Source organism: Phocaeicola sp. RTP21198st1_B8_RTP21198_201120 (assembly GCF_040929485.1).
GTDB classification, from domain to species: Bacteria; Bacteroidota; Bacteroidia; order Bacteroidales; family Bacteroidaceae; genus Phocaeicola; species Phocaeicola dorei.
This window is the reverse complement of record NZ_JBCOCI010000059.1, coordinates 1-13245: the sequence shown is the minus strand read 5'-3', so window position 1 is coordinate 13245 and position 13245 is coordinate 1. Positions and strand designations below refer to the sequence as shown.

At 39.8% G+C, this 13245-nt stretch carries 10 protein-coding genes; 3 read left to right on the top strand and 7 right to left on the bottom strand.

The features are described from left to right. Window positions 1-6: 6 nt before the first annotated feature. Window positions 7-1470 (bottom strand): TolC family protein, encoded by a 1464-nt coding sequence (locus tag AB5935_RS17390; RefSeq protein ID WP_007831204.1) that lies wholly within the window; start codon window positions 1468-1470, stop codon window positions 7-9. Between the two features lie 215 nt (window positions 1471-1685). Next, window positions 1686-2558 (bottom strand): hypothetical protein, encoded by an 873-nt coding sequence (locus tag AB5935_RS17385; protein WP_007831207.1) that lies wholly within the window; start codon window positions 2556-2558, stop codon window positions 1686-1688. Window positions 2559-2714: 156 nt separating this feature from the next. Here AB5935_RS17385 and mdh point away from each other — a divergent pair, with 156 nt between their 5' ends. Beyond that, a complete protein-coding gene (mdh, locus tag AB5935_RS17380) occupies window positions 2715-3656 on the top strand; it encodes a malate dehydrogenase (RefSeq protein ID WP_007831209.1) in 942 nt (313 codons plus the stop codon). A gap of 158 nt (window positions 3657-3814) precedes the next feature. On the opposite strand, the gene AB5935_RS17375 is transcribed toward mdh, so the two are convergent. The 5 genes from AB5935_RS17375 to gdhA form a co-directional block, all read right to left on the bottom strand. Next, a complete protein-coding gene (locus AB5935_RS17375) occupies window positions 3815-5602 on the bottom strand; it encodes a GLUG motif-containing protein (RefSeq protein WP_038611438.1) in 1788 nt (595 codons plus the stop codon). 27 nt (window positions 5603-5629) lie between these two features. After that, on the bottom strand, window positions 5630-6142 hold the full coding sequence (locus AB5935_RS17370; protein WP_005845588.1) for an IbrB-like domain-containing protein: 513 nt from the start codon (window positions 6140-6142) through the stop codon (window positions 5630-5632). Then, complete coding sequence (locus AB5935_RS17365) at window positions 6139-7440, bottom strand: DUF3440 domain-containing protein (protein ID WP_007831214.1); 1302 nt, start codon at window positions 7438-7440, stop codon at window positions 6139-6141. Before AB5935_RS17365 ends, AB5935_RS17370 begins: the two co-directional genes overlap by 4 nt. Then, window positions 7433-7825, bottom strand: a complete 393-nt coding sequence (locus tag AB5935_RS17360) for a hypothetical protein (protein ID WP_007831216.1) — start codon at window positions 7823-7825, stop codon at window positions 7433-7435. The genes AB5935_RS17365 and AB5935_RS17360 overlap by 8 nt, the downstream gene beginning before the upstream one ends. A gap of 161 nt (window positions 7826-7986) precedes the next feature. Further along, entirely contained in the window at window positions 7987-9324 is a 1338-nt protein-coding gene (gdhA, locus tag AB5935_RS17355) for an NADP-specific glutamate dehydrogenase (RefSeq protein ID WP_005845584.1), read from the bottom strand. A 234-nt stretch (window positions 9325-9558) separates the two neighbouring features. Here gdhA and AB5935_RS17350 point away from each other — a divergent pair, with 234 nt between their 5' ends. Further along, the gene (locus tag AB5935_RS17350; RefSeq protein ID WP_007831220.1) at window positions 9559-12516 is read left to right on the top strand and encodes a PEP/pyruvate-binding domain-containing protein; all 2958 of its coding nucleotides are present in this window, start codon (window positions 9559-9561) and stop codon (window positions 12514-12516) included. A gap of 109 nt (window positions 12517-12625) precedes the next feature. After that, complete coding sequence (locus AB5935_RS17345; RefSeq protein WP_007831221.1) at window positions 12626-13087, top strand: calycin-like domain-containing protein; 462 nt, start codon at window positions 12626-12628, stop codon at window positions 13085-13087. Window positions 13088-13245 lie beyond the last annotated feature (158 nt).

Below are 13245 nucleotides of genomic sequence, written 5' to 3'. Positions count from 1 at the left end.
TAATTTTTATTTAAGCACTCCCATTGACTTGCGCAAATAGACTTCAGTCAGTTTTACATCAATCTGAGCGTCTATTTTGTCTGATTGGGCAGATAACCAAGCGGTTTGCGCTTCCAATACATTACTGGTGGGAATGACTCCTTCCATGAATCCCAGTTTGGCATAGCGCAGATTCTCGTCTGCTTTTTCCAGATTTTTTTCGGCCATGCTCAGGCGTTTGGCTGCTTCATTTACTTTATAGCTGGCTTGGCTTACCTGCAATTCTACCTTTTCTTTTGCATCTGCCAGTTGATAGCGGGCAATGTTTGCTTCCGCTTTGGCAGCTTTTACCTTATACATTCCTTCGCCCCAGTTCCATATTGGAATTTGTACCATAGCGCCAACAGCCCACATGCCACGGAATTTGCGTTCAAAGCCGTTTACCAATGAGGGATTGGTTACCATGTAGTTGGCGGTCAGAGCCACTGTAGGAAGAAATCCCGCGCGGGTGATATTGACTTTTTGGTCATAAATTTTATTAGCTAGATCCAAACTTCGTAATTCTTCGCGATTTGCCAAAGCGGTGGCTACATTATCACCTACATGATATTCAGGGAGAGTTAAGCTTTCTACGTCTTCATCTGCTAAACGTATTTCATCATTTAAAGGCAGACCGCATAATTGGCATAGTACCATTTTAGATAGGCTTAATCCGTTGTCTACTTGTGTGAGCTTCATTTCGGCTTCATTCACTTTTACTTTTACACTTAGTCCGTCGGCTTTGGTGGCGACACCTTCGGTTATCATTTTATCTACATCACTGTCCAGTTGGCTGACCAGTTGCAGATAGCTTTGGGCTAGTTTTTTCTTGTTTATCAGTGAGATGACTTGCCAGTAAGCTTGGTCTGTATTCAAAATGATATCCTGCATACCGGTGGCGTGCTGTGATTCGGCCAGCTGTTCTGCGTATTGGGTGATTTTATTGTAGGCAACAATTTTTCCTCCCATGAAGATGGGTTGGGTAAGGGTTACAGCTCCTGCATACATATTGCGTGTGTCGGTGCGCAGCGCATCTACCAAACCTTGTCCGACCTTGTTCAGTGCATTTCCAATACCTGGGATGAGGGGAGCAAGTGGTTGCAGTATTTGTGCGAGTTCGGGATTGGAAGCTGCCAGTTGTTGGAAAGTTTCCTGTATAGAGCCTTGGGCGGTAGTCCCTATCTGACTGATAACTCCCTTTTGTTCGTCACTTAATAAAGAGATTTCTTTCTGAGTGCGCATATACGTTCCTATAGCTGCAATCTTAGGAAGATAATTGGTAAAAGCCGCTTTCTTTTCATAATGTGCAGCTGTAATCTTTTCAGCTGAAATGCGCAACTCTTTATTGTTGGATAATGCTAAAGCACGACAACTATCTAAGGTGAGTGTGCTTTGGGCTGAAATACTATCTAAAACACCGATAAATAGGATAAAAGCTGCAATCTTTTTCATTATAGTGTTCTTGTTTTGTTGTTTTTAAGTTGTTTATGCAACAAAAATAAGACAAATCTTTAAGAAAGCCATATTCTAGATGTTATTTTAAAATATTTTTATAATTCTGCAATCTGTATGTTCACTGCTTTTGTTTATGTGGAGAAAAAACAGCCGGTTCGTTTTCAACCGGCTGATTTTTTTAATTAAATATATTTGGGGGAGAATGTTCCTTGTTATTTCATGCTGAAAGCTTGTTGTCCTATCATGGTTCCATCAGCGAAGATATAAACATGATAAGTTCCGGCAGGCAAATATTCTTCTACATCCCAATATACGGTTACATTTTGTTCTTCTCCGGTGTATTCTATGTATTTCTTGATGGAATAAACCAAACTACGGTTTTCGTATGGGAATGTGTTTGAAGGGTTTTTGGTTAGTATGTCATTGTCCGGTTTGGCAATACGTATATATAAAGTACGTTCACCTGTTTTGGCAGTAATATTCTTGACAATGGTGAACGAGATAGCTATCTTTTTTACATCTTTTACCTTCTTGGCTGTTTTACCGCGTTTGTTTCTAGGCTCTACACTAATTGCTGTGGCATCCAATTGAGCTGCCAAGGTGACCTTTTCATTCAGATTTTTTTTCTCTTGAGATAAATTATTGATTTGGCGGGTTGCCTGCGTATATTTTTGTTTCACTTCTTGATTTTCTTCAGCTAGTGCTTGGTTGAGTTTGTTCAGTGAATCTATTTGGATAACATAGGTGCGTAGTACGGCACGCACTGTTTTCAGTTCTTTCTTCAAACGCATGATTTCAGCTGCGTTACTGGTCTTTACTTGTCGTAATTCTTCTAGCAGCCGCTGTGTTTTCAGCTTCTCACTCTCCAGCTTTTCGCGCAAGGAATCATTGTTTATCTGTATCTGAAGTTCATCATATTGGGTGGCGAAAGTTGTATATTCGTTTTCCATTTCCAGTTTTTCCACAGCGAAGAGTTCGCTCATTTCTTTATTTTCTTTTGCTTGATGAAAAGCATAAAAAGAAACTCCGCCGATAATCACAACCAGCAGAATAATGACAATAATCAGTTTTTTGCTCTTATCCATAGTGTTACATTGAATTTTGGACAAAAGTACAATAATTTATGTAGACTGCTCGAAAAATATTATGGAAATTTTTCTTTAATTCGGAATATCATTGTAACTTTGCGGTGCTTTTAAGAAGGCGATTTTATTATCAACTTTAAACAAAATATAGAGATTATGTCAAAAGTAACCGTAGTAGGCGCAGGTAACGTAGGTGCTACATGTGCAAATGTTCTTGCTTTTAACGAAGTAGCAGACGAAGTAGTAATGCTGGACGTTAAAGAAGGCGTATCAGAAGGTAAGGCAATGGATATGATGCAGACTGCTCAGTTGTTGGGCTTCGACACAAACATTGTAGGTTGCACTAACGATTATGAAAAAACAGCTAACTCTGACGTTGTGGTTATCACTTCAGGTATTCCCCGTAAGCCGGGTATGACCCGTGAAGAACTGATTGGTGTTAATGCAGGCATCGTTAAGTCAGTTGCTCAGAATATCTTAAAGTATTCTCCTAATGCTATCATCGTAGTTATCTCTAACCCGATGGATACCATGACTTATTTGTCATTGAAAGCTTTGGGCTTGCCTAAGAATAGAATCATCGGTATGGGTGGTGCTTTGGATAGTTCACGTTTCAAATATTTCTTGTCTCAAGCTTTGGGTTGCAACGCTAATGAAGTGGAAGGTATGGTTATCGGTGGTCACGGTGATACTACTATGATTCCTTTGACTCGTTTTGCTACTTACAAAGGTATGCCTGTTTCTAACTTCTTGTCTGAAGAAAAATTGCAGGAAGTTGCTTCTGCTACTATGGTAGGCGGTGCTACTTTGACTAAGTTGCTGGGTACTTCTGCATGGTATGCTCCGGGTGCAGCTGGTGCATTTGTTGTTGAATCTATTATCCACAACCAAGGTAAGATGGTTCCTTGTTCAGTTTATTTGGAAGGTGAATATGGGGAATCAGATATTTGCTGTGGTGTGCCTGTAATCTTGGGTAAGAACGGTATTGAAAAGATCGTTGAATTGCCTTTGAACGAAGAAGAAAAAGCTAAATTTGCTGCAAGTGCTGCTGCTGTTCGCAAGACTAATGCTGCTTTGCATGAAGTAGGTGCTCTTTAATAAGAACAAACTATAATTTTATATGAAAGCCGTTTTTTCTGTGAAATGAGAAAGCGGCTTTTAATTTGTATAGAATCTTTGAAAAAGTAAGTGAACTTCGTGAGCAAAGTAAGTGGGCTTAAATGGCAAAGCAAGTGGACTTACTTGTCTCGCGAAGTTCACTTACTTTTTTGTGTTTCTGAAATGAAAACGGCAGGAAGATTTTCTCCTCCATCAGTCCATCGGGTAAAGAGGTAACCGGGATAAAGGGTAGGAGCGGTTTCATTTATCCATTGGTTGAGAAGCTGGTAGATAGGAATGTTTTCCTTATTCATAAAAGTACCTGTGTATTGGGCATTTTTAGACAACTGATTCCCACTGTTATTTTTTCCGATAAAGGTTATTTTTGCATTATCATAGTAGTTGTGGATGAAGAAAGAGTTGGCAGCTATACCTGCAAATAATCCTTTGGTCGTAATTAGATCTATGTTATAGACATAACAATTTTCAATGTGCGCTCCATCCAAAGCCTTTCCGCATATTCCACCATTGTAACTTTCTCTGTTCTTTATTATGTTGTTGGCAGAGTAGCAGTTTGTTATCAAACCTTGAGTTTGGATGGAACCTGCTATTCCGCCGGCTGGTTCTGCTTTTATTTTTGAATCTGCGTCATAAACGATTTGGGTGTTGGTAACATAGCAATTGGTGATTTCCCCTGTTGAAGTTCCTGCTATGCCTCCTGTATTGGCTGATTGGTTCGTTTTGGTTGGATTGGCTGTAATTTGGCACTCTTTAACGAAACAATTTAGTATTTTGCCTTTATTGCGTCCGACTAAAATACTTGTACCTTCTGCTGTGCTCTTGCTTTTTGATGTGATAGATACTTTGCTGGATTCGATATGAAGATTTTTAACTATGCCGGTGATATTGACAGCTCCGAATACACCTGTGGTGCCATTGCTGGAATTGATAGGTATATTGTAAAGGGTGTGATTTTGTCCGTCAAAGATTTGGGAAAAGTAATAGTTTGTTTGGGCATATCCTATTTGCTTTAACTCAGTACAATCCACATCTTTAAAATCAATGTCATTCAATAAATAATAAATGGTTATTCCATTCATCGTTTCTCCGAAATCGTCCAATGTTTTTCCTTTGTATTGGGTAAATGTATTGCTATTAATAAGTTGGCTGAACGCAATCCAATCTTCGGCAGTAATAATTCCCGGAGTTTTTTCAGATGTCTTTAAGTGATAAGTATATTCTTTGTTACCAGTAAAAGACTTTGTTTCTAGTTGTGTTGTATATTTCTTTCCATTCGTCACCATATTTATGGCGATGACCATGTTTTTGACAGGAGGGACTATAAACGAATAATTTCCGGAAGGAGAAACTTGGGCAATAGTAGTCGTATATGTTTCATTATCCGCTGGAACTATTTCAGCGGATTTTGGGATAATAGAGGAAACAGCAGGACATGTTATTTCTATTTTCTGAAGATTGGTCTGTAAATCTCTGTCCAAATACAGTGTCAGAAGAGAAAATAAATGTTTGAACTGTAAATGGATGGAATTTCCGGCTGGAAATTCATCCTTGACATACAGTATGTCTTCCAACGAATTGTTTTTATAAAGATTTTCTTGGATATAGTCCAAATCAGGATAGACAGGATATAGCGCCGTAATATTTGTTTTTCCTGTTATGTCACTCCAGCTAAATTCATTTTCTGCTTTCCATTGGTTGTCCATATAAGTCAGAATTCTGTTGTCTATTTGAAGACTGCCGGAAGCATTCAGCAGGATTTGATTGCCGGAGTTAAAAGTGGAAACAGGGGAGCTTTCTGTGAAAGCTGCTTTGTATGTATTGCCTGTGAGTACTACCTCGATATCGGCCCCTGTATAAACAAGATTGTCGGTGCAGCTTTGCAAAGCTAGGACCGACAATCCTATTATTAATGAGTTATATTTCAACTGAATAATGTATTAATGAAAATTGCTTTATGGTTCAGGTATTGTGAATTCCCTGTCAGCAAAGAGTTCCATTAAGCCGGATATCTGTTTGAGTCGTAAAAGTTCGTCGGCATCCATACCAATATTCTTTTTTATCCATTCGTCACTCATTCCGGCTTTGGTCAGTTCTGCCACGATATCTACCATCAATTCAATGCTGTGAGTGCCGCGGGCGCGGTTGTGGCGGATAGTGCTTGCCATTCTGTTTGAAAGGTCTTTTTCTATAACGACCACGGGAAGTAAACCTTTTTCTCGTTCGAACACACGTTTTGAAGTTTTAAGCACACAATAACGATGATACCCGTCTACCAGTTCATATATATCTTCATCGGGAATATAATAACATACACAAGGCATAGTATAGCCATCTTCCCAAATGCTTAATTCCAGCAACTTCATTTCAGGAGCAGCTACGTGGTTTGGATTATAACTGTTGGCACGTACCTTTTCCACCGGTACTCTGTGCACGTGATACACAGGACTTTCGAATTCTTCTTTCATCTGATAATGTTTTTATATTTCTGCATCACTCTGTCTCTTCTTAACTTTTCTTTTTTAGTTAGGGCAAATCCCATATATTTACATACATGGTCATTTTTCAGAATGCAAATACACATACGTTTATAAGTGGGGATTTCTTTGAACTCTGCGATGTCTATATCGTCTAGATAATCCATTTGAACAGGAAGTTTGTCTGTCTTGTAGTTTGTTTTCTTTTGTACGTAGAATTTTATGCCCAAATCAGTTAGCTTGCGTATAGTTGATAAATCTAGGCATCCTCCCTTGTATTTCCAGAATTCCCGGCTTACTCTTAGTTTTTCCAAATAAGACTGTTTGGTTTCTTCGGGTAACGTATCTAACAGGAAGTACATATACTCTTTCCATGTGTAGCCTTCTGGTAATTTGATGTTTTGCCATCCCATGGCACGGGTTCCACCATAGATTCCGGTAAAGTTTACTCCGTTTACTCGGCCTAACATTCTCCCCCAAGTATTGGGATCGATGGCTTTGTACAATTTCAAGGTTTCCTGTGCTGTGCTGAGGAACGGACTGGCTACACGTTGTCTGTCCAAAGGTACTCCGGCTTTATAATAAAGCTCGTACATTTGGTTGAATGGCCATTTGAAACGGGCGTATGCTGTCCATATATCTTCGGTAGTCCAGTCATAGATAGGGTAGGCATTGTATAAATCGTATCCTAGTCTGCGGGTCCACATCAGGTTGTGATAGCTGTTCAGACGATTGTTACCGTGAATAGTTCTCCATCGGTCTAGGCTCTCTTGAGTTCGGATGCCAACCAGGCAGCAAGTGCGTACTGCATCATGCTTTTTATGGTACCACGAGGCGAATGAAGTTTGGAAGGTGTAGTCCCACATTTCCTCATTGTAGAATGGGAAATCTTCTTTCTTATAACAGTTTTTAGGCATAGGCCTTACCCAGTGGGCGTGCATGCTTTCGTCCCAAGGGCGCCAATAAGTTTGGAACATAGAAGCACAAGTCACTACTTTGAAAGGGACACAGACATGGTAGATTTCCAATATATCCTGATTTTCTCTGAACGTTTGTTCCACATACTCTGTGGTCATTTGATACTGTGCTTCATAGTCCATGTGGTATACTCCGATTTTCCTGTCCAGATTATGCTCTCTGATATATTGGATACATAAATTGAGCAAGACACCACTATCTTTTCCTCCAGAAAAAGAAACATAGATATTATCAAATTCGTTGAATAAGAATTTGAGCCTCTTTTGAACGAGTTGATAAACATTTTCCCCTTTAGTTCTTTTATTATTCATTTTTGTTCGTGTTGTAAATCATTTTAATATAATTAGTCCAGCGGTGTTCGGTTTGAAAACCACAGTTGGAAAAAATTGCTTCGTGTTTGGTTTGAACAATTGCATACAAATTGTTTTTAGGCTTTACTGCTTCCAACAATCCAGCTAACACTTCCTGATCATCGTTATGGACATAGTAGTTGTTAATAACATAACCGCCACTTTTCTGCTCTACAGGGACAAAACCGGTTACGTCACTATCTTCGACAGCAATGTACCATTGAAAACGTTCGGTCGTTTTAAAGGGATAATTGTTATTTGCCCTCAGGACTTTAGGATTCATAGCCAATGGTCCAATTAAATTAAATAATTGAGGTTCAAGGCCATCTAGTTGTAATATTTCCATAACTTAAATTTTACATACGTTTACTTGAAGCTACAAATGTATAAAAAAGATTGGATATACCATAAAAAAACGCTGCCATACCTTCACAGGCGGGCAGCGCAAGCTACAATACAAAATACAAATACAACTAAACGAGATATTTTTATGCTAATAGAATGCTTTTAAACAATTCCTTGGGCCATCATGGCATGAGCTACTTTCATAAAGCCTGCAATATTTGCTCCTTTTACATAGTTGATATATCCATCAGGTTCAGTACCATATTTCACACATTGTTCATGAATACCATACATAATTTGATGTAACTTATCATCTACTTCTTGTGCACTCCAACTCATATGCATCGCATTTTGACTCATTTCCAAACCTGAGGTAGCTACACCTCCGGCATTTACGGCTTTACCTGGTGCATACATTAGTTTGTTTTCAATAAACGCATCAATTGCTTCCGGAGTACAACCCATATTAGAAATTTCTCCAATGCAAAGAACGGAATTTTTTATTAAATTACAAGCATCTTCGCCATTTAATTCGTTTTGAGTTGCACACGGAAGTGCAATATCTACTTTAACTTCCCACGGACGACGTCCGGCAACGAATGTTGAGTTTGGATATTTCTCTGCGTATGGAGCTACGATATCATTGCCTGACGCACGTAATTCCAACATATAATCAATTTTATCGCCACTTACACCGTCCGGATCATAAATATAGCCGTCGGGTCCGGAGATCGTGACTACTTTTGCGCCTAATTCAGTTGCTTTAGTCACGGCACCCCAAGCTACATTACCGAAACCGGAAACAGCTACCGTTTTACCTTTAATATCAATTCCTTTTGCTTTCAGCATTTGGTTTACGAAGTAAAGACCACCAAAACCGGTTGCTTCAGGCCGAATTAACGAACCGCCAAATTCCAAGCCTTTACCAGTGAAGGTACCTGTAAATTCACGGGTTAACTTTTTATACATACCGAACATATATCCTACTTCACGGCCACCTACACCGATGTCACCGGCAGGAACATCCATATCAGGACCTACGTGGCGCCACAATTCAAGCATGAATGCTTGGCAGAAACGCATGATCTCAGCATCGCTCTTACCACGTGGTGAGAAATCGGAGCCACCTTTACCACCGCCCATAGGCAATGTGGTCAGTGCATTTTTGAATGTTTGCTCAAATCCTAAGAATTTCAGAATGGAGAGGTTTACAGAAGCATGGAAACGGATACCGCCTTTGTACGGGCCGATCGCATTATTGAATTGAACGCGGTAACCTAAGTTTACCTGTACTTTTCCTTTATCATCTACCCAAGGCACCTTAAATGTAAAGATACGGTCGGGTTCCACCAATCTCTCAATCAAGGACGCTTTCTCAAATTCCGGATGTTGATTGTATATATCCTCAATAGAAAGCAGGACTTCTTTTACAGCCTGCAAGTACTCTGATTCACCAGGGTGTTTTGCCTCCAGGGAGGTCATGATTTGATTAATATCCATAATTATTATGCATTTAAGGTTTTGACAAAATGAAAATCATTTCTGATGCAAAGGTATGTTTTTTGGTGAATTGGCAAAATATTTTGGGCTAAATTTTAGTTTGGTGGTGATAAAAAGTTAATCGTTGTGGTAAGACCACTCTACCCAAAAGTTCTTTTTTATTGCGAATAAGTTGCATAAAACAATATTATTGACGTATTTTGCTATTACATTATCCATGTAAATCGAATAACCATGCTCAGCAAGTTAAAATTAAATCAGTTGTATTTCAAGGATACCTCGTTTGTAAACCTCATGACCAAACGGATTTTTAATGTTCTTTTGGTAGCAAATCCGTATGATGCTTTTATGTTGGAGGATGACGGGCGTATAGATGAGAAGATATTTAATGAATATATGAACCTCAGTCTTCGCTATCCGCCGCGTTTTACACAAGTTTCTACTGAGGAGGCTGCCTGGAAGCAATTGGAGAATACTACATTTGATTTGGTGATTTGTATGCCCGGATCTGATAACAGTGATACATTTGAGATTGCACGCAGCATAAAAGAACAATACCCTCATATTCCGCTGGTGGTACTGACCCCGTTCTCGCATGGTATTACGGCACGTATGGAGCATGAGGATCTGAGCATTTTTGAATATGTGTTCTGCTGGTTGGGGAATACGGACCTGTTAGTATCTATCATCAAGCTGATAGAAGATAAGATGAATTTGGAACATGATATTAAAGAGGTGGGAGTGCAGATGATTTTATTGGTGGAAGATTCCATCCGGTTCTATTCTTCCGTGTTGCCTAACTTATATAAATTTGTGTTGAAGCAAAGTCAGGAATTTGCCACAGAGGCTTTGAATGCTCACCAGCGTACATTGCGTATGCGGGGACGTCCCAAAATTGTATTGGCACGTACTTACGAGGAGGCGATGGATTTATATAATAAATATCAAAATAATGTATTAGGTGTGATTACGGATGCACGTTACCCACGTGGTGGTGTGGTGGATCCAATGGCAGGTATTAAATTGCTGGCGGAGATACGTTCCAGGGATCCGTTTGTTCCTCTTATTTTACAGTCGGCCGAGGTAGACAACAAGGTGTATGCTTCCCGGTATGGTGCTAGCTTTGTGGATAAGAATTCCAAGAAGATGAATATAGACTTGCGTGAAATTGTGTCTGATGATTTTGGTTTCGGGGATTTCATTTTCCGTAATCCCGATACATTGGAAGAAGTGGCCCGTGTTCATAATTTGAAGGAATTACAGAATGTTATTTTTGCTATTCCTAAAGAATCTCTTCTTTACCATATCAGTCGTAATCACGTATCCCGCTGGCTGTATTCTCGTGCCATGTTTCCACCTGCCGAGTTTTTAAAGCAGATAACTTGGGATTCTTTGCAGGATATTGATGCTCATCGCCGTATAATCTTTGAGGCTATTGTGAAGTACCGTAAGATGAAGAATCAAGGTGTGGTGGCTGTGTTCCAACGTGATCGTTTTGACCGTTATTCTAATTTTGCCCGTATCGGTGAGGGGTCATTGGGGGGGAAAGGACGTGGTTTGGCTTTTATAGACAATATGGTAAAGCGTCACGTGGAATTTGATGAGTTTGAAAATGCGACGGTAGTCATTCCTAAAACGGTGGTGCTTTGTACAGATATCTTTGATGAATTCATGGATACCAACAGCCTATATCAAGTAGCATTGAGTGATGCGGATGATGACACGATATTGAAGGCTTTTCTTCGTGCCAAGTTGCCCGACCGTCTGGTGGAAGATTTCTTTGCTTTCTTTGATGTGGTGAAATCGCCTATAGCCATCCGTTCCTCTAGCTTGCTTGAAGATTCTCATTATCAGCCTTTTGCTGGAATATATTCTACTTATATGATTCCTTATTTAGATGATAAATATGAGATGCTCCGTATGTTGAGCGATGCCATAAAAGGGGTGTATGCTTCTGTTTTCTTCAGAGACAGCAAGGCGTATATGCAGGCAACCAGCAATGTGATAGACCAGGAGAAGATGGCTGTTATTTTGCAACAGGTGGTCGGTACACAGTATGGTGACCGTTTTTATCCTTCTATTTCGGGGGTGGCACGTTCGCTCAACTACTACCCCATAGGAGATGAAAAAGCCGAAGAGGGAACTGTGAGTCTTGCTTTGGGGCTGGGTAAATATATTGTAGACGGAGGGCTGACTCTGAGGGTGTGTCCTTATCATCCTAACCAAGTGTTGCAGACTAGTGAGATGGAAATTGCTCTTCGTGAGACGCAGACTCAGTTTTATGCGCTTGATTTGAAGAATACGGGGCATAACTTTTCTTTGGATGACGGTTTTAATTTGTTGAAGCTTCCGGTGAAAGAAGCTGATAATGATGGAGCCTTAACTTTCATTGCTTCCACGTATGATCCGTATGATATGATTATCCGTGACGGAATTTATCCGGGAGGCCGGAAGGTGATAACATTTGCCAATGTGTTGCAACATGATGTATTTCCTTTGCCTCGTATTTTGCAATTGGTACAGGAATACGGGCAAAGTGAGATGAGGCGTCCTGTTGAGATAGAGTTTGCTGTGACATTGAACCAGCAAAAGAAGAATGGTACTTTCTATTTATTGCAGATTCGTCCGATGGTCGATGTGAAAGCCAATCTTGAGGAGGATTTGAACCTTATTAAGGATAAGGATGTTCTTTTAAAGAGTAATAATTCACTGGGGCATGGCATTATGGAGGACATTCAGGATGTGATTTATGTGAAAACAGATGGTTATACTGCTTCCAATAATCCGACCATTGCTTATGAAATAGAAAAGATGAACCGTAAATTCTTGGATGAAGGGAAACATTATATATTGGTAGGTCCGGGACGCTGGGGAAGCAGCGATTCGTGGCTGGGCATTCCTGTGAAATGGCCCCATATTTCGGCCGCACGTGTCATTGTGGAGGCGGGGCTGACTAATTATCGTGTGGATCCTAGTCAGGGAACTCACTTCTTTCAGAATCTGACTTCCTTCGGAGTCGGTTATTTCACAATCAATGCCTATATGAAGGATGGTATCTATAACCAAGAGGTACTGGATACCCGGCCGGCTATTGAAGAAACCAGGTTCATTCGTCATGTACGGTTTGATAAACCATTGATAGTGAAGATGGATGGAAAGAAGAAGCTGGGGGTAGTGATGTTGCCGGAATAATGTTCTAAATTACGTAAAATGTGTCCTAATTTTCGATAAAAATAGTTATACGCTTAACTTTTTATTATATTTGCACGATTTTTCGAGTATAAATTAAATTAACTAAACAATGAAAAAGAATTTGTTTTATTACCTGTTTGCAATGATCTGCTCAGTGGCATTGTTCGCATCTTGTAGCGATGATGACGATGAGGTAACAGGATTGACTATTGATCAGGTGGTGGGTACTTTCACTGGCCAATTGGAAGTGTTGAATCAATCAATTCCTGGCACTTCTATCTTTGTAACTAAGGTAGATGCCAATACAGTGAAAGTGGAATTGAAAGATTTTAAATTCAGTGGATTGACAATTGGTGACATTAGTGCAGAGTGCAAAGTTGCTTTGGATAGAGAAGGGGATGATTTTGACCTGAATGGACAGGCTACTTTGACTGTGGCAGCTTTGGGGAACATTGAATTGCCTATTTCTATTACAGGTGAGGTGGATGCCAAAGAACTGGATATTGATATCAATATCACCAATGTACCGGCACTTAACACGTTGAAAGTGGAATTTGAAGGAACTAAATAATCGGGTTAAGGAGAAATAAAAAAAGGTAGGAGCTTGCAAGGAAAGGTTTCTGCCTTTTGTTTGTTGATGACAAATACTATTTAAACCTCAAATCCGCAACTAAGCCCTTGAACGTCCTTATTGCGTTTACACTTCCTCTCATTACTGAATTTGCAGAT

Excerpts from the sequence above, each read along its gene's own strand:
- mdh (WP_007831209.1), top strand. The coding sequence starts at position 2,715 with ATGTCAAAAGTAACCGTAGTAGGCGCAGGTAACGTAGGTGCTACATGT.
- AB5935_RS17385 (WP_007831207.1), bottom strand. The coding sequence starts at position 2,558 with ATGGATAAGAGCAAAAAACTGATTATTGTCATTATTCTGCTGGTTGTG.
- AB5935_RS17360 (WP_007831216.1), bottom strand. The coding sequence starts at position 7,825 with ATGGAAATATTACAACTAGATGGCCTTGAACCTCAATTATTTAATTTA.
- AB5935_RS17345 (WP_007831221.1), top strand. The coding sequence starts at position 12,626 with ATGAAAAAGAATTTGTTTTATTACCTGTTTGCAATGATCTGCTCAGTG.
- AB5935_RS17390 (WP_007831204.1), bottom strand. The coding sequence starts at position 1,470 with ATGAAAAAGATTGCAGCTTTTATCCTATTTATCGGTGTTTTAGATAGT.
- AB5935_RS17365 (WP_007831214.1), bottom strand. The coding sequence starts at position 7,440 with ATGAATAATAAAAGAACTAAAGGGGAAAATGTTTATCAACTCGTTCAA.
- AB5935_RS17350 (WP_007831220.1), top strand. The coding sequence starts at position 9,559 with ATGCTCAGCAAGTTAAAATTAAATCAGTTGTATTTCAAGGATACCTCG.
- AB5935_RS17370 (WP_005845588.1), bottom strand. The coding sequence starts at position 6,142 with ATGAAAGAAGAATTCGAAAGTCCTGTGTATCACGTGCACAGAGTACCG.
- gdhA (WP_005845584.1), bottom strand. The coding sequence starts at position 9,324 with ATGGATATTAATCAAATCATGACCTCCCTGGAGGCAAAACACCCTGGT.